At 57.1% G+C, this 22,161-nt stretch carries 22 protein-coding genes; 18 read left to right on the forward strand and 4 right to left on the reverse strand.

Annotation, left to right across the window (positions count from 1 at the left end; genetic code table 11):
* Positions 1-4: 4 nt before the first annotated feature.
* Complete coding sequence (locus tag ALB80_RS15505; protein ID WP_050604995.1) at positions 5-838, reverse strand: prephenate dehydratase; 834 nt, start codon at positions 836-838, stop codon at positions 5-7.
* Positions 839-958: 120 nt separating this feature from the next.
* On the opposite strand from ALB80_RS15505, the gene ALB80_RS15510 reads away from it, so the two are divergent.
* The 5 genes from ALB80_RS15510 to ALB80_RS15530 all read left to right on the forward strand — a co-directional run bounded on the left by ALB80_RS15510 (position 959) and on the right by ALB80_RS15530 (position 7,323).
* Positions 959-1,471, forward strand: coding sequence for a cytochrome c family protein (locus ALB80_RS15510; protein ID WP_050605039.1), 513 nt, complete (start codon positions 959-961; stop codon positions 1,469-1,471).
* 170 nt (positions 1,472-1,641) lie between these two features.
* Complete coding sequence (locus ALB80_RS15515) at positions 1,642-3,546, forward strand: extracellular solute-binding protein (protein WP_050604996.1); 1,905 nt, start codon at positions 1,642-1,644, stop codon at positions 3,544-3,546.
* Position 3,547: 1 nt separating this feature from the next.
* On the forward strand, positions 3,548-4,642 hold the full coding sequence (locus ALB80_RS15520; protein WP_050604997.1) for a microcin C ABC transporter permease YejB: 1,095 nt from the start codon (positions 3,548-3,550) through the stop codon (positions 4,640-4,642).
* Positions 4,643-5,749, forward strand: a complete 1,107-nt coding sequence (locus ALB80_RS15525; protein ID WP_050604998.1) for an ABC transporter permease — start codon at positions 4,643-4,645, stop codon at positions 5,747-5,749.
* Positions 5,746-7,323, forward strand: a complete 1,578-nt coding sequence (locus ALB80_RS15530; RefSeq protein WP_050604999.1) for an ABC transporter ATP-binding protein — start codon at positions 5,746-5,748, stop codon at positions 7,321-7,323. The genes ALB80_RS15525 and ALB80_RS15530 overlap by 4 nt, the downstream gene beginning before the upstream one ends.
* Positions 7,324-7,347: 24 nt before the next feature.
* Here ALB80_RS15530 and ALB80_RS15535 read toward each other — a convergent pair whose 3' ends face one another.
* Entirely contained in the window at positions 7,348-9,276 is a 1,929-nt protein-coding gene (locus ALB80_RS15535) for an elongation factor G (RefSeq protein ID WP_050605000.1), read from the reverse strand.
* Between the two features lie 210 nt (positions 9,277-9,486).
* Positions 9,487-10,842 carry an oxygen-independent coproporphyrinogen III oxidase gene (gene hemN, locus ALB80_RS15540; RefSeq protein ID WP_050605001.1) on the reverse strand — a complete coding sequence of 452 codons (1,356 nt, stop codon included), beginning with the start codon at positions 10,840-10,842 and terminating at the stop codon, positions 9,487-9,489.
* Positions 10,843-10,903: 61 nt separating this feature from the next.
* On the opposite strand from hemN, the gene fnrL reads away from it, so the two are divergent.
* Both fnrL and ALB80_RS15550 read left to right on the forward strand, forming a co-directional pair.
* A complete protein-coding gene (gene fnrL / locus ALB80_RS15545) occupies positions 10,904-11,647 on the forward strand; it encodes a transcriptional regulator FnrL (RefSeq protein WP_050605040.1) in 744 nt (247 codons plus the stop codon).
* A gap of 73 nt (positions 11,648-11,720) precedes the next feature.
* A complete protein-coding gene (locus tag ALB80_RS15550; protein ID WP_050605002.1) occupies positions 11,721-11,975 on the forward strand; it encodes a GlsB/YeaQ/YmgE family stress response membrane protein in 255 nt (84 codons plus the stop codon).
* Positions 11,976-12,020: 45 nt separating this feature from the next.
* Here the strand turns inward: ALB80_RS15550 and ALB80_RS15555 are convergent, their stop codons facing one another.
* Complete coding sequence (locus ALB80_RS15555; protein WP_050605003.1) at positions 12,021-12,860, reverse strand: universal stress protein; 840 nt, start codon at positions 12,858-12,860, stop codon at positions 12,021-12,023.
* 201 nt (positions 12,861-13,061) lie between these two features.
* Here ALB80_RS15555 and ccoN point away from each other — a divergent pair, with 201 nt between their 5' ends.
* From ccoN to nusG, 11 genes are all read left to right on the forward strand, one after another.
* On the forward strand, positions 13,062-14,669 hold the full coding sequence (gene ccoN, locus ALB80_RS15560) for a cytochrome-c oxidase, cbb3-type subunit I (RefSeq protein WP_050605004.1): 1,608 nt from the start codon (positions 13,062-13,064) through the stop codon (positions 14,667-14,669).
* A 14-nt stretch (positions 14,670-14,683) separates the two neighbouring features.
* The gene (ccoO, locus tag ALB80_RS15565; RefSeq protein ID WP_050605005.1) at positions 14,684-15,412 is read left to right on the forward strand and encodes a cytochrome-c oxidase, cbb3-type subunit II; all 729 of its coding nucleotides are present in this window, start codon (positions 14,684-14,686) and stop codon (positions 15,410-15,412) included.
* Between the two features lie 12 nt (positions 15,413-15,424).
* Positions 15,425-15,610 (forward strand): CcoQ/FixQ family Cbb3-type cytochrome c oxidase assembly chaperone, encoded by a 186-nt coding sequence (locus ALB80_RS15570; protein WP_050605006.1) that lies wholly within the window; start codon positions 15,425-15,427, stop codon positions 15,608-15,610.
* A complete protein-coding gene (gene ccoP, locus ALB80_RS15575) occupies positions 15,607-16,470 on the forward strand; it encodes a cytochrome-c oxidase, cbb3-type subunit III (protein ID WP_050605007.1) in 864 nt (287 codons plus the stop codon). Before ALB80_RS15570 ends, ccoP begins: the two co-directional genes overlap by 4 nt.
* A gap of 174 nt (positions 16,471-16,644) precedes the next feature.
* A complete protein-coding gene (locus ALB80_RS22225) occupies positions 16,645-16,782 on the forward strand; it encodes a hypothetical protein (protein ID WP_157054225.1) in 138 nt (45 codons plus the stop codon).
* Positions 16,783-16,888: 106 nt separating this feature from the next.
* Positions 16,889-18,316, forward strand: a complete 1,428-nt coding sequence (ccoG, locus tag ALB80_RS15580; RefSeq protein ID WP_050605008.1) for a cytochrome c oxidase accessory protein CcoG — start codon at positions 16,889-16,891, stop codon at positions 18,314-18,316.
* A gap of 2 nt (positions 18,317-18,318) precedes the next feature.
* Positions 18,319-18,777: a FixH family protein gene (locus tag ALB80_RS15585; protein ID WP_050605009.1), complete on the forward strand. Its 459-nt coding sequence runs from the start codon at positions 18,319-18,321 to the stop codon at positions 18,775-18,777.
* A 3-nt stretch (positions 18,778-18,780) separates the two neighbouring features.
* Complete coding sequence (locus tag ALB80_RS15590) at positions 18,781-20,958, forward strand: heavy metal translocating P-type ATPase (RefSeq protein WP_050605010.1); 2,178 nt, start codon at positions 18,781-18,783, stop codon at positions 20,956-20,958.
* 5 nt (positions 20,959-20,963) lie between these two features.
* On the forward strand, positions 20,964-21,122 hold the full coding sequence (ccoS, locus tag ALB80_RS15595) for a cbb3-type cytochrome oxidase assembly protein CcoS (RefSeq protein WP_008757036.1): 159 nt from the start codon (positions 20,964-20,966) through the stop codon (positions 21,120-21,122).
* A gap of 91 nt (positions 21,123-21,213) precedes the next feature.
* Positions 21,214-21,411: a preprotein translocase subunit SecE gene (gene secE, locus ALB80_RS15600; RefSeq protein WP_050605011.1), complete on the forward strand. Its 198-nt coding sequence runs from the start codon at positions 21,214-21,216 to the stop codon at positions 21,409-21,411.
* Positions 21,412-21,599: 188 nt separating this feature from the next.
* Positions 21,600-22,133, forward strand: coding sequence for a transcription termination/antitermination protein NusG (gene nusG, locus ALB80_RS15605; RefSeq protein WP_050605041.1), 534 nt, complete (start codon positions 21,600-21,602; stop codon positions 22,131-22,133).
* The last annotated feature ends 28 nt before the right edge of the window (positions 22,134-22,161 follow it).

The raw sequence follows: 22,161 nt of genomic DNA on the forward strand, positions 1-22,161 counted from the left end.
AACCCTAGCCGCGCGGTTGCGCTGCCGGGTAGACGCCCAGGATTTCAACATTGGTTGTGAAATGCTCTAACTCATCCATGGCCAGTTGAACATTTCGGTCGTCAGGGTGCCCGACTATGTCTGCGTAGAACTGTGTCGCGGTGAAGGATCCGTCGACCATATAGCTTTCCAGCTTGGTCATGTTGATCCCGTTGGTGGCAAAGCCGCCCATCGCCTTATACAGCGCCGCAGGGATATTGCGGACCTGAAACACAAAGCTGGTGATCATGCCGTGTTCGCCGCGACGTGACAGATCGGACTGGCGAGACATCACAAGGAAACGGGTCGTGTTGTCGTCACTGTCCTCGATATGGCGGGCCAGAACATTCAGATTGTAAATCTCACCCGCCAGTTCGCTGGCCAACGCAGCAGAGTGGGGGTCGCCTACCTCGGCCACCTCGCGCGCGGCGCGCGCGTTATCCGGGCTGACGCGTCCGCGTATGCCATGCTGTTTCAGAAAACCGGCGCATTGCGGCAGCAGCACCAGATGGGAATGGGCCTCGGTGACGTCTTCCAGTTTTGCGCCTGGGACAGCCAACAGGTTGATATGCACCCGCACGAATGCCTCGTCGATGACATGCAACCCGCTATGGGGCAACAGACGATGAATATCGGCAACCCGGCCGTAGGTTGTGTTTTCGACTGGAAGCATCGCCAGATCCGCGGCACCGGAACGAACCGATTCGATCACATCTTCGAATGTGCGGCAGGGCAGGGCTTCCATATCGGGCCGAGCGTTGCGGCAGGCTTCGTGACTGTAGGCGCCGGGTTCGCCCTGAAAAGCAATGCGATTGGTCATTTGGTCGATTCCATGCAACAAGTTCGCGATTTTGTCGTTTCGTCGCGGTGTCTATACCTTGCCTCTCGCAAGGGGAAGCCTTAGACAGCAGCCCAGACAGCTGAAATGGACACGCGATCAATGTTCGACACGATGACAGTTACCAAGGCCGCCGCAGGCCTGTTCGGCACTTTCCTGGTGCTGCTTCTGGCCAAATGGGGGGCAACCGTCCTCTATTCTTCCGGTGGCCATGGCTCGGCTGAGGCCGCCTACATTATCGAAACCGAAAGCTCGGGCGAAAGCGCCGACGGCGAAGAAGTGGTCTTCGAAGACCTGCTGGCCGCCGCTGACGTTGAGAAAGGCGCTAAAGTATTCCGCAAGTGCACCGCGTGCCACAAGCTGGAAGACGGCGCAAACGGCACTGGCCCTTATCTGTACGGCGTTGTTGATCGCCCGGTCGCCTCGGCCAATGGTTTTACCGGTTACTCGGCCAGTATGCAGGCGCATGGCGGCAACTGGACACCTGAAGCGCTGGATGCGTTCATTGAGCGCCCAAGTGCCTATATCTCGGGCACATCGATGAGTTTTGCCGGTCTGAAAAAGCCGCAGGACCGTGCAGACCTGATCGCTTACCTGCAGACAATCGGCAACTGATTGCCTGACAGATCAAAGAATTCGAAAGCCGCTGCCATACGCAGCGGCTTTTTTTGTCTGAAGGAAACTTCACAAAGCGCTCACGCGTTCTAAACTTGAATTTGTCAGTGTTGGCTATTTAGCTAGCTGTTACGACATTTAAGATGCCCATGACCCAAAGGACGAGCCACATGATATCCCTGATGCCCGCTGCACGTGATCTGAAGTTACGGCCCTGGGTTGGCATATTGGGGCTTTGCACTGCTTTGATCGCTCCGCAATTCGTACAGGCTTCGGATGAGGGTGTCACCAGCAGTCATGGGTACTCGTATTTCGGCAATCTGGATTATCCCGCTGATTACACGCACCTGAACTACGTGAATCCGGATGCGCCCAAAGGTGGCGAGCTTTCTTTGGCGGCCTCGGGTACGTTCGATTCTCTCAATCCCTATTCCCGAAAAGGGCGCGCTGGCGCATTGACGACGCTGCAATATGATCGCCTTTTTGAAAGTTCGGATGACAGTGTCGGGCAATATTACGGAGTATTGGCAGAAAGCCTGGAATATGACGAAGGGCGCAACTACGTCATCTTCCACTTACGGCCCGAAGCAACCTTTTGGGATGGCACTCCGGTAACGGCGGAAGATGTCGTCTATAGCCACCGCCTGTTCATCGAACAGGGCTTGCCCTCGTACGCGCAGGCCGTAGGTCGCATGGTGACTGGGGCTGAAGCGCTGGATGAACATTCCGTCAAGTTTTCGTTTAACCCCGAAGTAACCCGCCGCAGCCTGATCGAAACGGTCGGCGCGACCCCCGTATTTTCCAAAGCGTGGTTCGAAGCGGATGAGTCTAGACGCCTGGATGAGCCTCGCCTGGAAGTAGCGGTTGGATCAGGTCCTTATAAGCTTGACAGTTATGACATCAATCGTCGGATCGTTTACAAGCGTCGCGATGATTATTGGGGCAAGGATTTGCCGTTCAACGTTGGTCGGAATAATTTCGACACAATCCGCGTCGAGTATTTTGCTGATCAGACGGCGGCGTTCGAAGGTTTCAAAGCTGGTGAGTACACGCTGCGTATCGAGAACGACCCCAAGCTTTGGGCGACGGGGTATGATTTCCCGAAGCTGAACGAAGGATCGGTCGTTCGCGATGAGATCGCGGATGGCAGCCCACCTACCCCCTCGGGTTTTGTTTTCAATCTCGGAAAACCGCAGTTGGCAGACAAGAACGTCCGTAAAGCCCTTGCTCTGGCCTTCAATTTTGAATGGGCAAACGAGTCTCTGTTGTTCGGTCTGAATTCGCCGCGCGATTCCTTTATTCAAGGTACCCCGCTTGCAGCAATAGATCTGCCCGAAGGCGATGAACTGGCGTTTTTGCAAGCGTTGGGTGACGTTGTACCCGAAGACCTTCTGACAGAGCCTGCTGTTATAACGCACGTGTCAAACCCTGCACGTCTGAACGATCGGAGAAATCTTCGCAAAGCAGCGAAAATACTGGACGAGGCCGGGTGGCCTGTTGGCGATGGCAATGTGCGACGCAATGCCGAAGGACAGACACTGAAGCTAAATATTCCGTATCCTTCAAATCTGCCGACATCGACCGCCACCATGATCGAAACCTATGTTCAGAACTTGCAGTCTATTGGTGTGGATGCTTCGGCTGAAAAGGTTGACCCGGCGCAGTACACTCTGCGCAGCCGCGAGCGGGATTACGATATGGTCTACTCCACACGTTACGGGTCATTCCTGTCCACCGGTGGCGGGTTAAGCCAGATGTATGGATCGGAAGAAGCTGCATTCAGCCTCTTTAATCCGGCCGGGTTGGCTAGCCCCCTGGTTGACGCAATCATCGAAGCATCTTTTGAAACCGACAATCAGGCGGATCAGGACACAGCACTGATGGCGTTGGATCGCGCCCTGCGGTATGAGTTCTTCGTAGTTCCCGTAGGATACATCGCTGACTATTGGACGGCGTATTACGATATGTACGAATACCCCGAAAACCTGCCACCCTATTCGCTGGGCCATCTGGATTTGTGGTGGATCAATCCGGAAAAAGAGGCCGATTTGAAAGCGAAAGGCGCACTGCGATAACATGGGCGCCTATATTCTAAGACGCTTGTTGCTGATCATTCCAACCCTTTTGGGTATCATGATCGTCAACTTCACGCTGGTACAATTCGTGCCGGGTGGACCGGTCGAACAGATAATCGCGCAGATCGAAGGGCAGGGTGACGTCTTTGCAGGATTTGCGGGTGGGGGTGATGCTGGCGCTGGTTCTGAACCGGGAGGCGGCGTTTTCGACGACAAATACGTCGGCGCGCGGGGCTTGCCGCCCGAGTTCATTGCTGAACTTGAAAAGGAATTCGGCTTTGACAAACCGCCGCTGGAGCGGTTCGTGATCATGATGGGTAACTATCTGACACTGGATTTCGGGCAAAGCTATTTCCGTTCGATCAGCGTGATTGATCTGGTGCTTGAAAAGATGCCGGTTTCGATTTCGCTGGGCTTGTGGTCAACGTTGATTGCCTATCTGGTTTCGATCCCGTTGGGCATTCGCAAAGCGGTCAAGGATGGCTCGCGGTTCGATACCTGGACCAGCGGGATGATCATTGTGGCTTACGCGATACCGGGCTTCCTGTTTGCCATTTTGCTGCTGGTGCTGTTCGCCGGTGGATCGTATTGGCAAATCTTCCCGCTGCGCGGTCTGACTTCGGATAACTGGGACAGCCTGAGTTTCTTCGGCAAGATCGCGGATTACTTCTGGCACATTGCGTTGCCGACAATCGCGCTGACAATCTCGGCCTTTGCGACGCTGACACTGCTGACCAAGAACTCGTTTCTGGATGAAATCAAAAAACAATATGTCATGACGGCCAGAGCCAAGGGCCTGAGTGAAAGCAAGGTGCTTTATGGTCATGTATTCCGTAATGCGATGCTGATCGTGATCGCCGGTTTTCCAGCTGTTTTCATCGGCGTGTTTTTTGGTGGGTCGATCATTATCGAGACGATTTTCTCGCTCGACGGTCTGGGCCGTCTGGGGTTCGAAGCAGCCGTGGCGCGCGATTACCCGGTGATCTTCGGCACACTGTTCATCTTTGGCCTGATGGGGCTGGTCGTCGGCATCATCAGCGATCTGATGTATGTGCTGGTCGATCCGCGCATCGACTTCGAAAAGCGGGAGGGGTAAATGGCACTGTCCCCTCTGAATCAGCGTCGCTGGAACAACTTTTGCCGCAACAGGCGCGCTTTCTGGTCACTCATTATCTTTTCGGTACTGTTTGGCCTGTCTCTGTGCGCCGAGTTCATAGCAAATGACAAACCCATCCTCGTGAAGTACCGGGGTGAGTTTTATGCGCCGATCTTCAATTTCTATGCTGAAACCGAATTCGGTGGGGACTTCCAGACCGAGGCGATCTATCGCGATCCTGAAGTTCAATGCCTGATCGACAGCGGCGGCCTGGAAGAGTGTTTCGACGATCCCGAAGGCATCATCGAAAAGATTGACGCCGGGACTTTCCAGGCGGAAGGATTCGAGCGTGGCTGGTCGCTTTGGCCGCTGATCCCATATTCCTTCAACACTTCGGTAGACCGACCGGGTGCCGCACCCTTGCCGCCCAACGGTCAGAACCTGCTGGGTACCGATGACACCAAACGCGATGTACTGGCCCGGGTGATTTACGGCTTTCGCCTGTCGATCCTGTTCACTCTGATTGTCACAGGCGCCGCCAGTCTGATCGGTATTTTCGCCGGGGCCCTACAAGGATTCTTTGGCGGTTGGCTTGACCTGATTTTTCAGCGGATCATCGAGATCTGGTCAGCGACCCCGTCGCTTTATGTCATCATCATTATGTTCGCTGTTCTGGGCCGAGGTTTCTGGCTGCTGGTTGCATTGATGATCCTGTTCAGTTGGACCGGGTTGGTGGGTGTCGTACGTGCCGAGTTTCTAAGGGCCCGAAACCTCGAATACGTTCGCGCCGCGCGGGCGCTGGGGGTGAGCAACATGACAATCATGTTCCGCCATATGCTGCCCAACGCGATGGTCGCCACGCTGACCTTCATGCCGTTCATTGTTACGGGAACAATCGGTGGTCTCGCCTCGCTCGACTATCTAGGTTTTGGCTTGCCATCCTCGGCCCCGTCGCTGGGGGAACTGACCTTGCAGGCCAAACAAAACCTTCAAGCCCCGTGGTTGGCTTTCACAGCCTTCTTCACCTTTGCCATCATGCTGTCGCTGCTGGTCTTCATTTTCGAAGGCGTGCGGGATGCGTTTGATCCTAGAAAGACCTTCTCATGAGCTTGCTGGATGTGAACAACCTCAAGGTCTCGTTCCGGCAGGACGGTCAGGTCAGCGCTGCTGTCAAAGGCGTGTCCTTTACCGTGGATCGGGGTGAAACCGTTGCGTTGGTGGGCGAGTCCGGGTCAGGGAAATCCGTGACGGCTTTGTCGACTGTTTCACTGCTGGGTGACAGCGCACTGGTCGAAGGGTCTGTGACCTACGACGGACAAGAGATGATCGGCGCCTCAGAACAGCATCTGATGGATGTGAGGGGCAACGACATCAGCTTTATCTTTCAGGAGCCGATGACCTCGCTGAACCCGTTGCACACCATTCAGAAACAGATGGCTGAATCCCTTGCCCTGCATCAGGGTGTTGCCGGTGACGCGGCGCGGGGTCGGGTTTTGGAGCTGCTGACCAAGGTTGGCATCCGCGACCCCGAGGACAGGTTGGACAGCTATCCGCACCAGCTGTCGGGCGGACAGCGGCAGCGGGTGATGATCGCAATGGCGCTGGCCAACAAGCCGGACATTCTGATCGCCGATGAACCGACGACTGCGCTGGACGTCACCATTCAGGCGCAGATTCTCGAATTGCTGGCCGAATTGCAGAGATCCGAAAACATGGGGATGCTGTTCATCACCCATGACCTGGGCATCGTGCGCCGGATCGCTGACCGGGTCTGTGTGATGAAGGATGGTGAGATTGTCGAAACGGGCGCGACGCAGGACATCTTTGACAACCCACAGCATCCCTATACCCGCAAACTTTTGGCGGCAGAACCTTCGGGCCAGCCCGAACCAGTTGCTTCAGACGCGGAAGAGGTTGCGCGCACTGATCACTTAAAGGTCTGGTTCCCGATCCAGCGCGGATTTCTGAAGCGTACAGTTGGCTATGTGAAGGCGGTCAATGACGCCACGCTCAGCGTACGCGCGGGAGAGACTCTGGGGATTGTCGGCGAAAGCGGCTCGGGCAAGACCACGCTGGCACTGGCGATCATGCGGCTCATCGCGTCTGAAGGAGCCATCACCTTCCGTGATCAGGATGTGCGAAGATGGTCCACGAAAGAGCTGCGCCGCTTGCGCAAAGACATGCAGATTGTGTTTCAGGACCCGTTCGGCAGTCTCAGCCCGCGCATGACCTGTCAGCAGATCATCGCGGAAGGTCTGGCAATTCACAACATTGACCCTCATCGCGCGCCGCGTGAACTGGTTGCTGAGGTGATGACCGAAGTGGGGTTGGATCCTGCGGCAATGGACCGGTATCCGCACGAGTTTTCAGGTGGTCAGCGCCAGCGCATCGCTATTGCACGTGCGATGGTTTTGCGACCGAAGCTGCTGGTGTTGGACGAACCGACCAGCGCGCTGGACATGACGGTTCAGGTTCAGATCGTCGATCTGCTGCGCGATTTGCAAAAGAAATACGGACTGGCATACCTGTTCATCAGCCATGACCTGAAAGTGGTACGGGCGATGTCGCACAACGTGATCGTCATGCGAAACGGAGATGTGGTCGAAATGGGCACGGCAGAGGATTTGTTCGAAAATGCCCAGACCGACTATACCCGCGAACTGATTGCGGCGGCGGGCTGAGACCAGCCCGCCTTCTTCAGCCCATTACGCGCTTGCCTTTTCTTTGGTCGCGGCTTTCGGCACTGGCCCACGCAGCTCTTCATAGTGGTCAAAGTTCAGCTTCACCCAACCGGTTCCTCGCGTGGCACTGGCGAGCGTGCGATGCAGTTCATCCTCGGAAACGGCAGGAATCTGAGCATTGAAGATTTCCCAGCCTGATGCGTTGGGATTGCCTTCAAATCCCAGAACCTGCCCTTGTAGCGAGCTGATTGTTGGCACGAGATCGCCCACAAAATCGGATGGCAGGTGAATTTCAGCGGTCAGGATTGGTTGCAGGACCACCGGTTTGGCCTGAGGCAGCGCTTCGCGTACGGCATTCTTACCTGCGGTACGGAAGGCGTAATCCGAACTGTCCACGTTATGGTGTTTACCGTCGCTCAGGGTGACTTTCACATCGACCACGGGAAAGCCTTCGGGGCCTTGTTCCAGCGCGTCCTTGGCACCGTGTTCGACGGAGGGGATGTAGTTCTTGGGCACCGCACCGCCCTTGACCACCTCTTCGAACTGGAACCCCGATCCGCGCGGAAGAGGCGCAACCGAGATCACCACATCCGCGAACTGCCCGGCCCCACCGGATTGTTTGCGATGACGGTGGCGATACTCGACAGGTGTTCGAATGGTTTCGCGATAGGCGGTTTCGACCTGGTCCGCTTCGATCTCGATTCCAAAGTCCTGGGCCAGCTTGGCTGTCACCCGGCGCATATGTTGCGGCCCCTGTGATCCAAGGATCAAATGACCGCTCAGCTCGTCCTGCTGCAAGCGCAGGCCGGGGTCGATCTCGGCCAGACGGCTCATGGCGTTGGACAGGCGCACATCGTCCCGCTCATGCGCAGGTGAGACGATCTGCCGATGCGCGACCGGGTGTGAGGCCGCCCATTCCGGCAATTCCGTCGCTGAATTGCTATCGTAAATATAGCCAGGGTTAAGGTGATCGGATTTCACCGCCAGGCCAATCTGCCCAGCTTCCAGCGTGGCGATTTGGGTCTTGGCATCCAGCGTTGTCAGGTTTCCGACGGTCTCGCCCCCCAAAGCCTCGTGCGCTTTCACGCCATCCCCGAGGCCTCGCAAAACGACGATCTTTCCGATGTGCTTTTTGACGTCAGCAAAACCAGCAATGGCACGCGCACTGTCCGCGGCTTCGTCCCGCCCGGCTGCGATATTAAACTCAGGTGCTTCGTGCCTCAGTGCTTTCATCAGGCGGGTCAATCCGTTGCCGTGGCTCGCGGCCCCCAGACACGCAGGAATCAACTGGTGATTTTGCAGGACCTGCGCGGCCAGATCATAAACCTCGTCACTTGGCGGCTGTTTGTCTTCGATCAGCTGTTCCAACAGATGGTCGTCGAAATCAGACAGGGTTTCCAGCAGCTCGGTCCGGGCTTCCTGTTCGCGGTTTTCGACGGATTGAGGCAGTTCGATCAGGGCCGAGGGTTGGCCTTCCTGATACTTCCAGGCCCGTTCCGAAATCAGATCGACCGCACCGATGATCGTGTCTCCTTCGCGGATCGGCACCTGACGCAGGGCGATGTGATGGGTGCAGTATGTTTGCAGGGCAGCGATAATGTCACGGATACGGCCATTGGGGCTATCCATCCGGTTGATGAACAGAAAGCAGGGGATGCCTGCTTCTTCCGCCAGTCGCAAGTAAGGCGCACACAGAACGGCGGCATTGGGATCGGGGGGTACAACCACGACGGCCGCGTCCGAAATGGCCATTGCAGGCCCGACATAGGCCAGCGCATCGCCGCCCCCATCAACGTCGATCGCGCACCATGGCTCGTCCAAGTAAGAAAAACCGTGCAAGTGCACGGTTCCGGAAACATCGAATGTGGTGGGGCGCCCGTCGAGGCGGCTGATGGCCTCGACCAGGGTAGACTTGCCCGATTGGCTGGGCCCGAGGACGGTGAAAACGCGCATGAGTGTTGTCCCTCTTTCAGGTTGCAGAATGGCTGCACGAAAGGGACTGACCGACGCGTTTGCGACGACAAGGATTGTCTGTATTTGCCCGCCTCAGGGTGCAGAGTGAAACTTCACCCTACAGCATGAGTGTGGGAAAAACCGCAGGCGCGCGTCAAGCCCCTGATGTGTTATGCGCGTCACGGGCCAAATGCTGCCCGCAGAAAAAGATCAGATGGCCGAACTGTGCCCGGCTTTACTGAGGTCATAGGCATCAAAACTGCGAGCGATCATTCTAGTCAGCGCACGCGCTTCGGGCGGTACGAATAGCCCGTCTTCGGTGATCTGCAGTAGCCCGTCGAAAGACGCATTGGCAGCGCGATACATCTCGTCCAGTTCAGTGGCAGATACATCGTGATCCCGCAGAATTTCCGCCGTGTTGATCTTGAAATCGCACATTAGCGCCTCAATCAAGCGTGCACGCAGAATGTCCTGACCTTTGAACAGATGACCGCGTGAGGTTGAAAACTGCCCGTTGCGAATGGCTTTGGTATGGGCCGACGTAGCCGGCGCGTTCTGGGCGTAGCCTTGCGGGAAGCGCGAGATTGAGCTGGCTCCGACACCGATCAGAACGTCGGCCTGATCGTCGGTATAGCCCTGAAAGTTCCGCTTGAGACGGCCAGCATTCAACGCGTGGGTCAAGCCGTCATCCTGCGTGGCAAAGTGATCGATGCCGATCTCGGCATATTTGTCCCACAGGAATAAACGCCGGGCTGTTTCGAACAGTTCGAGCCGTTGTTCAGGCGTGGGCAGTGCGTCCGACGGGATCATCTGCTGGCGTTTGGCCATCCAGGGTACATGCGCATAGCCGTAAAGCGCCACGCGATCCGGGCTGAGCGACAGCAATTTCTGCACGCTTTCCGTCATGCGCGCTTTGGTCTGATGTGGCAATCCGTAGAGGATATCGGCATTAAGGCTAGTGATGCCACGTTCGCGGATCATATCGATGGCGTCGCGTGTGGTGTCGTAGCTTTGAATGCGACCGATGGTTTTCTGGATTTCGTCGTCGAAATCCTGCACTCCGATAGAGGCACGGTTCATACCCGCGTCGGCCAGCGCGTCCAGACGGGCCTCATCAATTTCGTTCGGGTCGATCTCGACCGAGAATTCGGCATCAGGCCCCATCGGCACAATACCAAGTATATGCTGAGCCAGTTCGCGCATCAGTTGCGCGTTCAGCAAGGTTGGCGTGCCGCCACCCCAGTGCAGACGCGATAGCACCACACCCTCGGGCAAGCGTGCTGCAAGCAGATCCAGCTCGGCTTTCAGAACGTCCACATAGGCAATAACCGGGTTGTCGGTTTGCGTTCCCTGTGTCCGGCAAGCGCAAAACCAGCACAGCCTGCGGCAGAACGGAACATGGACGTATAGGGAAATGGCGCTGCCGGGTTTGATGCCCGAAATCCAGTCGCCAAACGTGTCCTCTCCCACATCGTTGCTAAAGTGGGGGGCGGTGGGGTAGCTTGTGTAACGTGGTACTTTCGCGTCAAAAAGTCCAAGCTTTGCCAATTGTGGTTTCACTGTCATGGCGATACCCTTATGGGACAGCCAGCTTGGTTGCTTTGATGGAGATCAAGTGGGAACGCGCATGACAGTAAAAGCACAGTTTGATCACTCCAACTGCGAAGACTGCCCGATCCGACATCGAGCCGTCTGTGCCCGCTGTGATGCCGATGAGTTGGAAGAGCTTGAGAGCATTAAATATTACCGCAGTTTCGAGGCGGGTCAGACCATCATTTGGTGCGGCGATCAGATGAATTTTGTGGGCTCGGTTGTGGCCGGGATCGCGTCATTGACACAAACAATGGAAGACGGCCGGACCCAGATGGTGGGTTTGCTGCTGCCCAGTGATTTTGTCGGCCGCCCCGGGCGAGAGGCAGCGCCCTATGATGTGCAGGCGACCACGGATGTCGTCATGTGCTGTTTCCGTAAGAAGCCGTTTGAAGAATTGATGGCAACAACACCGCATATCGCGCATCGCCTGTTGCAGATGACATTGGACGAGCTTGACGCCGCCCGTGAATGGATGCTGGTGCTTGGACGCAAGACCGCGCGGGAGAAGATCGCCAGCCTGCTGTCGATTATCGCGCGTCGGGATGCGTCGATCAGCCAGAAAGGCCTGACGGGATCGATTGTGTTCGACCTGCCCCTGACCCGAGAGGCCATGGCGGATTACCTTGGTCTGACGCTTGAAACCGTCAGCCGTCAGATCTCGGCCCTGAAAAAGGAAGGTGTGATTACGCTCGAAGGCAAGCGCCACGTAACAATTCCTGATCTGGGTCGTCTCATGGAAGAGGCTGGTGATGATTCGGATGGCGGCTTTCTGGTCTGATCCCTGTCCGTTGTGACGTGACACAGTTGCCGCGATCTTTCGATCCCGGCTTTGAAAAACTCAGGAGCTTGGCATGGTTTTCAGTAGTGTTTTGGCAATGATTCTTATCGGCGCAATCGCCGGATGGCTGTCAGGTAAGATCATGGAAGGCCGCGGATTCGGCCTGCTGGGCAACATAATCGTCGGAATCGTAGGCGCGTTCCTGGCAGGCATGATTTTTCCTGCACTTGGCTTTTCGGTGGCCGGAGGGATCTTTTCGTCGATCCTTTTCGCGACCTTGGGGGCGGTGATCCTGTTGTTTGTGATCGGCCTTATCCGCAAAGCATGACGAAAGCCGCCGTCTTGGGCGGCTTTTGATTTTTTGAGTCCCAGTTCAGTGCGCGAGGAACACGGGGACGGATGACTGTTCCAGCATGTTACGGGTCGCACCGCCGAGTATGGCCTCGCGGAAGCGCGAATGACCGTAGGCGCCCATCACAATCATATCCGATTCTGTGTCTGACGCATGACGGTTCAGTATGTCTGACACACGCGTCATGGTCTTGCTGAGCACATCGATCTCGCATTTGACCCCGTGACGGGCCAACATCTGAGACAGCATCCCGCCTGGATCTGACCGGTCTGGCCCGTGGCGTGGCGGATCGATAACCACGATTCGGACCAGTTCAGCCTGTTTCAGGAAGGGCAGCGCGCGCCGTATGGCACACATTGCTTCAACGCTTTCATTCCAGGCGATCATCACATTGAGTGGTTCTTTCAGTGGCGGGGTGTCCTCTGGAACCACCAGAACCGGGCAGTGTCCTTCAAACATTGCGGCTTCGATAATGGGTTCAGCTTCGGCCCCGCGATCCTTGCCGTAAGGGTGCGGCAAGACAACGAGGTCTGAAAAGCGCGCCCGATGCGCGACATGCCTGCCAATATCGGCTATCTGCGCCACGCCTTGTTCAGCGGACCAGCGAACGCCGGATTTGCCCAGAAAATCCTGGGCAAATGTCAGCAACTCCTGCGCTTCGGCGTTGGCCCGCGCAAGTGTCTCTTGAACGATCAGAGCGTTGGCTCCGGCGTAATAGTAACCGGTTTGGCTGCGATCGACGCCAAGACACAGCGCCTCGGCATGGGCATCCTGCGATTCCGCCAGTGCGACCATCTGTGCGAGAGCAGCCGGTGCTGTCTGCGATTCGGTCATGACAGTGAGAAGAGATTTGTACGCCATATTGACCTCTTGTTTCGGGCATTTGGTCTCATGTGACCAGTTGGCCTATTTCCTCTACAATGCGTGTCACAGAAAACGCAGAACTGTCTTGATACAGATCAAAGCAGTAGTAGCCGCCGTGCTTCAGAACGGCAGCCAGTCAAATAGGTTTCGCGTGTAAAAAGAATCAATAACGCGCGGAGCACGGCAAAGGGACGCAATATGTCGAATTACATCAAGCTGATCGTGCTTGGTCTGATCGCGCTATTCGCAGCGATCGGAACCAACTATGCACGCGATTTGGCGTATCAGGTGCATGCGCTGCTGGTGATGATCATCGCCGGCGGCTTGTTCATCTGGACGCTTCGAAACACCGATGAGCCAGATATTCTTGTCGACCGTTCGGCGGAATACATGGATGACGTGATCCGCTATGGCGTGATCGCGACGGCCTTCTGGGGCGTGGTTGGATTTCTGGCAGGCACCTTCATCGCCTTCCAGCTGGCCTTTCCCGTGCTCAACTTCGAGTGGGCTCAAGGGTATTTGAATTTCGGACGTTTGCGGCCTTTGCACACATCGGCAGTGATTTTTGCATTTGGCGGTAACGCGCTGATCGCAACCTCGTTCTACGTGGTGCAGCGCACCAGCGCCGCGCGCCTGTGGGGCGGTAACCTCGCATGGTTCGTGTTCTGGGGTTATCAGCTGTTCATCGTGCTGGCCGCAACAGGCTATGTCTTGGGCGGAACGCAGTCCAAGGAATATGCCGAGCCTGAATGGTATGTCGATCTGTGGCTAACCATCGTCTGGGTTGCCTATCTGGCGGTTTATCTGGGCACGATCATCAAACGGAAAGAACCCCATATCTATGTGGCCAACTGGTTCTATCTGGCGTTCATCGTCACCGTTGCGATGCTGCACCTGGTCAACAACATGACCATCCCCGTCAGCATCTGGGGTTCGAAGTCGGTTATCGTCTGGTCGGGCGTGCAAGACGCCATGATCCAGTGGTGGTACGGCCACAACGCTGTGGGCTTCTTCCTGACTGCGGGCTTCCTGGGCATGATGTATTACTTCATCCCGAAACAGGCCGAGCGTCCGGTCTTCTCGTACAAGCTGTCGATCATCCACTTCTGGGCGCTGATCTTCCTGTATATCTGGGCCGGTCCGCACCACCTGCACTATACCGCGCTGCCTGACTGGGCGTCGACGCTGGGCATGGTGTTCTCGATCATCCTGTGGATGCCGTCCTGGGGTGGCATGATCAACGGCCTGATGACCTTGTCGGGTGCATGGGACAAGCTGCGCACCGACCCTGTGATCCGGATGATGGTGATCTCGGTCGGCTTCTACGGCATGTCCACCTTTGAAGGTCCGATGATGTCGATCCGCGCTGTGAACAGCCTTTCCCACTACACCGACTGGACCATTGGTCACGTGCACTCAGGCGCGCTGGGCTGGAATGGCATGATCACCTTTGGTGCGCTGTACTTCCTGGTGCCTGTTCTGTGGAAGCGCGAGCGTCTGTACTCGCTGCAGATGGTCAGCTGGCACTTCTGGCTCGCCACCATCGGCATCGTGCTCTATGCCGCGTCGATGTGGGTGACCGGCATCATGGAAGGTCTGATGTGGCGTGAAGTGGATGCCAACGGCTTCCTGGTGAACTCGTTCGCCGATACCGTGGCTGCCAAGTTCCCGATGTATGTGGTGCGTGCTCTGGGTGGCGTCCTGTTCGTCGCTGGTGCTGTGATCATGTGCTACAACCTGTGGATGACTGTGCGGAAAGCGCCGGCCAAAGAGGCCAGCCTGACCGTCGCGGTCCCGGCTGAATAAGGAGGGCCGGAGCAATGGCAATTCTCGACAAACACAAGATCCTCGAGACCAACGCGACCCTCCTGCTGGTCTTCAGCTTTCTGGTCGTGACTATTGGTGGCCTCGTGCAGATCACCCCACTGTTCTATCTTGAGAACACCATCGAAAAGGTGGAGGGCATGCGCCCTTACACCCCTCTCGAGATGGCTGGGCGTGATATCTATATCCGCGAAGGCTGCTATGTCTGCCACAGCCAGATGATCCGCCCGATGCGGGACGAGGTCGAACGCTATGGTCACTACTCGCTGGCGGCGGAATCGATGTACGATCACCCGTTCCAGTGGGGATCAAAACGTACAGGACCGGATCTGGCGCGTGTCGGTGGCCGCTATTCGGATCAATGGCAGGTTGACCACCTGCGGGATCCGCAATCCGTGGTGCCGGAATCGGTGATGCCGAAATACGGTTTCCTTGAGCATCGCAAAATTGACGGCAAATACATCGGTGATGTGATGGCCGCAAATGCTCTGGTCGGTACGCCTTATACCGAAGAGATGCTGGAGAATGCGCAAGCTGACTTCCGCGCTCAGGCCGATCCGGACAGCGACTATGACGGTTTGCTGGAGCGCTATGGTGACAAGGTCAATGTGCGCAACTTTGACGGCCAGCCCGAGCTGACCGAAGCTGATGCGCTGGTTGCTTATCTGCAGATGCTGGGCACGCTGGTCGACTTTTCGACCTTCACCCCGGACGCAAACCGCTAAAGGAGGATAGTGATGGAAGAATACACAATTCTCAGGCAGTTCGCGGATAGCTGGATGCTGCTGTTGTTGTTCGCCTTCTTCGTTGGCATCGTCATCTGGGTTTTCCGTCCCGGTGCCAGCAAGGAATACAAGGACACTGCCAACATCCCCTTCCGGCATCAAGATAAACCCGCCACATCCAAGGAGGCGCGGCAATGAGCAAGACACCTGAAAAACAGCCGGGTGATCCGAACACAACCGGGCACAGCTGGGACGGGATCGAAGAGTTCGACAACCCGATGCCGCGCTGGTGGCTGTGGACATTCTATGTGACCATTGTCTGGGGCGTGATCTACACGATCATGTATCCTGCATGGCCATTGGTGCAATCAGCAACCGCTGGCGTCATGGGGTGGTCTTCACGGGCACTGGTACAGCAGGAGATGGTCGCGTTCGAAGAGGCAAATGCGCCCTGGAACGCCAAGTTGGTGGAAACACCGCTGGAAGACATCGCGAAGGACGCTGAACTTCAGCAATATGCTGTGAACTCTGGTGGTGCCGTATTCCGCACCTGGTGCGCACAGTGCCACGGTTCCGGTGCACAGGGCGCGCCTGGTTTCCCGAACCTGCTGGATGACGCATGGCTCTGGGGTGGTACGATGGAAGATATCGTCTACACTGTCAGCTATGGTATCCGGAACGAAGAAAGCGACGATGCGCGCTATTCCGAGATGCCTGCCTTCGGAGAAATCCTTGAGCATGATGAAATCACGCAGGTGGTGCAGTACGTCATGTCGCTGAGCAACGCTCAGACCGACGATGCAGCGGCGCAGGCGGGCAAGGTTGTCTTCGAAGACAATTGCGCTTCCTGCCATGGTGAGGAAGGCACAGGTGACATCTTCCAAGGTGCGCCGAACCTGACCGACGCCATCTGGCTTTATGGCGGCAGCGAAGAGGCTCTGACCGAAACAGTGACCAATAGCCGCTTTGGCGTCATGCCGAACTGGGATACTCGCCTGACCGAGGCGCAGATCCGTGCAGTATCCGCTTATGTCCACCAGTTGGGCGGTGGTCAGTAAGTTACAAAGAACACTTTCGGGCGGTTCGCTGCCCGAAGGCTGTGGCACCGGCTGTTCCATCTGTTCGCGCGTTTCCTGAACAGCCGGTGCTCACTTTCTACAAATTTCAATTATGCAGTCTTACAGGCTGGTGCTGCGTGGGCTGGGTCGCTGCGTTCAGATGACTAAGGTCTCATGCTGCGACAATTGGTCGGCATGTGGCGTGCGGCAGACGGGCAACTGGGCTGGTATCGCGACAAAAGCCGTTTTTCTGCTAAAATGAGTGAAAACCGGGCAAAATATGTCTGGTCCGACGCGCCTGAGATCGGCTGACTTGCGAAAGATGTTTGTTCGATGCGCGTTTTGACCCATGTCAAAGTTCGCTTGACCGTGATCTGGAACAAGACGCCTTCAGAAGACCCATTTGTGGAGCCAGCCAGTGAGCGATTCCGATCCCGCCCCCAGCCTTTACGCAGCCAGAGAACCGATCTTTCCCAGACGTGTCTCAGGGCCGTTTCGGAACCTGAAATGGATCATTCTTATTGTGACACTGGGCATCTATTATGTGACGCCCTGGATCCGATGGGATCGCGGTCCCAGTCTGCCGGATCAGGCGGTATTGCTGGATCTGGCGAATCGACGGTTCTATTTCTTCTGGATCGAAATCTGGCCCCACGAATTCTACTTTGTCGCAGGTCTGCTGATCATGGCCGGTCTGGGTCTGTTCCTGTTCACCTCGGCCCTTGGGCGTGTCTGGTGCGGGTACGCCTGCCCGCAAACGGTTTGGACCGACTTGTTCATTCTTGTTGAGCGATGGATCGAAGGGGATCGAAACGCCCGCCTGCGCCTGCACCGCCAGGAAAAGCTCGATTTCCGCAAGGCCCGTCTGCGGGCCACGAAATGGGCCGTCTGGTTTCTGATTGGTTTGGCGACAGGAGGGGCCTGGGTTTTCTATTTCGCAGACGCCCCGACGCTTTTGATGGATCTGGTCACAGGCAATGCGCATCCTGTGGCATATACGACGATGCTGATACTGACCGGCACCACGTTCCTCTTTGGCGGTTTCGCCCGCGAACAGATCTGCATCTACGCCTGCCCCTGGCCACGCATTCAGGCGGCAATGATGGACGAAGATACATTGGTAGTCGGCTATCGCGAATGGCGGGGCGAACCGCGGGGAAAAGGCAAGCGGACAGCGGATTCCGAGTTGGGGGATTGCATCGACTGCATGGCCTGCGTGAATGTCTGCCCTGTCGGGATCGACATTCGCGATGGTCAGCAGCTTGAATGCATTACCTGCGCCCTCTGTATTGATGCCTGTGACGACATGATGGCCAAGATCGGTAAGCCTCGTGGGCTGATCGACTACATGGCCCTCAGCGATGAAACGCGCGAGCGGTCGGGCCAGCCGCCTAAAAACGTATGGAAGCACGTATTCCGCGCCCGCACGATCATGTACACGGCCATGTGGTCGCTGGTGGGCTTTGCCTTGCTTTTTGCGCTGTTCATCCGTTCGGAAATCGATCTGACTGTTGCACCGGTACGCAACCCGACTTTTGTGACCCTGTCCGATGGTACGATCCGCAACACCTACGACGTGCGGCTGCGTAACAAACATGGCGAAGATCGTCTGTTCACTCTGTCTCTGACCGGGGATCCGGCAATGCGACTGGAAATCGAGGGTACGAACCTGCACACTGTGAATGTTCCGGTGGATACGGCACAATTGACCCGTGTGTATATTATCTCGTCCCGCGACTCGCGCCCTGCCGGAGCGGACTCGACACCGGTGCGCATCTGGGTCGAAGACCTGAGCAGCGGTGAACGGGCCTACAAGGACACCACGTTTAACGGACGGGGGAACTGATCATGTCGGAACGGAAGTTCACTGGAAAACACGCTTTGGCGGTGTTTGTCGGTGCCTTTGGCGTGATCATCGCCGTGAACCTTGTCTTGGCCTACAGCGCGGTCAAGACCTTCCCTGGGCTTGAGGTCAAGAATTCATACGTGGCCAGTCAGGAATTCAACGAGCGTCTGAAAGTACAACAAGCGCTGGGTTGGACTGTTCAGGCCGAAACCAAAGGCGGGTTGCTGATCCTTCACATCACCGACGAAAGCGGTGCGCCGGTTCAGGTAAGTGAATTGAACGCCGTTGTGGGCAGAGCGACCCATGTGCGCGAGGATTTCGCGCCGGATTTCATCTTTGACGGAACGGCCTATGCCACGCCTGCCACGTTGGGCGAAGGCAACTGGAACATTCGTCTGGTGGCGCGGGACAGTGATGGCGCCGAGTTCTCGCAGCGCGTTCCGCTCTATGTGAAGGGATAAGCGATGACGGCGCAGCTTTCTTCCGGTACCGCAGCCTGCCCGGGCTGCCTTGCGGCCCCGGCGGAACCCGCCCAGCCCATACCGGAGGACGTGCAGATTGCCCTGTCTTTGCCAGGCATTCACTGCTCGGCCTGTATCGCGACGGTCGAACGGGAACTGAACGCGCATCCCGGTGTTGAAGATGCGCGGGTGAACCTGACCCTGAAACGCGCGATGATCAAGGCTGCGCCGGAAACACGCGCTGTCGACCTGATCCCGGTGCTTGAGAAAGCCGGTTTTGAAGCGCATGAGCTTGATCCGGGTGCCTTGTCGGCCACTCAGACAGACAAGGCAGGGCGCGACTTGCTGATGCGCCTGGCGGTGGCCGGGTTTGCATCTATGAACGTGATGCTGTTGTCGGTGTCGGTCTGGTCGGGTGCCACGGACGCCACGCGCGATATGTTCCACTGGATATCTGCCGCGATTGCTCTGCCAGCCATTGCCTTCTCGGCTCAGCCTTTCTTTGCCAATGCCTGGAGCGCGCTGCGCGTCCGCCGTCTAAATATGGATGTGCCAATTGTGTTGGCGATCCTGTTGGCGCTGATTACATCACTGTGGGAAACAGCGCTGAGCGGCGAGCATGCCTATTTCGATGCGGCCCTGACCCTGACCTTCTTCCTGCTGGCGGGACGTTATCTGGATTACCGCACCCGCGCCGCAGCCCGATCTGCCGCCGAAGAGCTGACGGCGCTTGAGGTGCCGCGTGCCATCCGTTTGGTAGATGGTGTTGAACAAGAGATCGCGGTTGCTGAACTGAAGGTGGGCGATTTGATCCTTGTGCGCCCCGGTGGTCGTATGCCCGTGGATGGTGAGATCATGTCTGGCCAGTCCGAACTGGACCGGTCACTGCTGACCGGAGAAACGGTGCCTGTGTTTGCCGAAACCGGCCAATTGGTCAGCGCAGGCGAGGTAAACCTGACAGGTCCCCTGACACTCCGTGCAACAGCTGTGGGTGAGGATACGTCGCTACACCGCATGGCGGATCTGGTGGCGATCGCTGAGTCCGGGCGGTCGCGCTATACTTCGCTGGCAGACAAGGCGGCCAAGCTTTATGCGCCCGGCGTGCATATCCTTTCAGCGCTCAGCTTTTTGGGCTGGTACATTTATTCGGGCGACATCCGCACAGCGCTGAACATCGCGGCGGCGGTTTTGATCATCACCTGCCCCTGTGCCTTGGGTCTGGCTGTTCCAGCGGTGACAACCGCCGCGTCGGGCCGGTTGTTCCGCAAGGGCATGTTGATCAAACATTCAACCGCGCTGGAGCGGCTGTCCGAGGCCGACACGGTGGTGTTCGATAAAACGGGTACCCTGACTTCGGGCGCACCCGAACTGGTCAATCTTGGCGATCACACGCGCGCAAAGGTCGAAGTTGCCCTCGCGTTGGCCGAGGCATCGGCACACCCTTTGTCCGTGGCCTTGGCGAAAGCCGCGCGTGAGGCCGGGATCAAACCTGCCAACGTGCGCGGCGTCGTCGAGGTTCCGGGATACGGCACCGAAGGTGAATACCGTGGTCAACGCGTACGTCTGGGTCGGGCGGCTTGGATTGGGGCAGAGCAAGGCAATGAAACCTCAGCTTGGCTGGCGATTGGCGATCATGCACCTTTGGCTTTCCGCTTCTCGGACGCGTTGCGCCCGGGTGCGGCCGAGGCGGTCGACGCGTTGCGTGCTTCGGGCAAGCATGTGGTTCTGATGTCCGGCGACTCGCAGGGGGCTGTGCGCGCATTGTCTGAAAAGCTGGGGATCACCGACTGGATTGCCGAGGCTTTGCCGCAGGACAAGGCGCTGCGCATTCAGGAGCTCAGCGATCAGGGCCACCATGTCTTGATGGTAGGCGACGGTCTGAATGACACGGCCGCCCTGGCGGCGGCGCATGTATCGATTTCACCGGCGTCAGCGCTGGACGCGGCACGGGTGGCGTCAGACATTGTACTGTTGGGCAATGACCTGTCCCCCATCGCGGACGCCTGTGACACGGCGGTCAAGGCGACAAAACGCATTCGCGAAAACTTCCGCATCGCGACCGTCTACAACGTGATTGCCGTTCCGTTGGCGGTGATTGGACTTGCAACACCATTGATCGCGGCGCTGGCGATGTCGACCTCGTCTATCACCGTGTCGCTCAACGCCCTGCGCCTGAGGTAAACCGGATGGAAGTTCTTGCATACCTGATCCCGATTTCCCTGTTGCTGGGCGGCGTTGGTCTGGTCGCCTTTGTCTACACCGTCCGGTCGAACCAGTATGAAGACCCCGAAGGCGATGCGCGTCGGATTCTGAACGATGAGTGGGACGACAAACCCAAACCCTGACCGCTCAGGGCAGAGTTGATCCAACTGCTCTTGAAATTGCCGCAATGCCCGGCTATGTCCGGGCCATCCGCTAGCAGAGAGAACACGCCAAATGGCCACCACCAACCCGATTCAGTTCATTCAGCAAGTCCGTGCCGAAGTTTCCAAGGTCGTTTGGCCGACCCGGCGCGAGGTGCTGTTGACCACGGTTATGGTTTTCATCATGGCAGCCCTTACAGCTGTATTCTTTGCTTTGGTCGATCTGGGCATCCGGGGTGGCCTTCAGCTGATCCTGGGCGCGTTCAGCTAAGCGCGGAAACGCGGCTGCCCTCTTGCACAGCGGGCAATGTCAGAGTAGTTGACACAGGACTATTCGGAATAGGCGTGTGGCGATTCGGGCCGCGCGCCGCTTTTTATTCCGGATAACGTGACAGGATTTTAATGACGGGTGTATCCGGCAAGCGCGATACCCCGAAGACAGACAAGGACGACAGGTTCATGGCGAAACGGTGGTACTCGGTCAGCGTTCTTTCGAATTTCGAAAAGAAGATCGCAGAACAGATCCGCACGTCGGTGGTTGAGCAGGGCCTTGAGGACGATATCGACGAAGTATTGGTGCCCACCGAAGAGGTGATCGAAGTGCGCCGCGGCAAGAAAGTCACGACTGAACGCCGCTTCATGCCCGGCTACGTGCTGGTGCATATGGAAATGTCGGATCAGGGCTATCACCTGATCAACTCGATCAACCGCGTCACCGGTTTCCTGGGTCCGCAGGGTCGTCCAATGCCGATGCGCGACGCCGAGGTGAACCAGATCCTCAACCGCGTTCAGGAAGGTGAAGAAGCACCCAAGCTGATGATCACCTTCGAAATCGGCGAGAAGGTCAAGGTCAACGATGGCCCGTTCGAGGATTTCGACGGCATGGTCGAGGGCGTGGACGACGACAACCAGAAACTGAAGGTCTCGGTTTCGATCTTTGGTCGCGAAACCCCGGTCGAGCTGGACTTTACGCAGGTGACCAAACAGGGCTAAGCACTCTATGCTTGTTATAAACGCCGCG

Source organism: Ruegeria sp. 6PALISEP08, from assembly GCF_001238295.1.
In the GTDB taxonomy this organism is placed as follows: domain Bacteria; phylum Pseudomonadota; class Alphaproteobacteria; order Rhodobacterales; family Rhodobacteraceae; genus Ruegeria.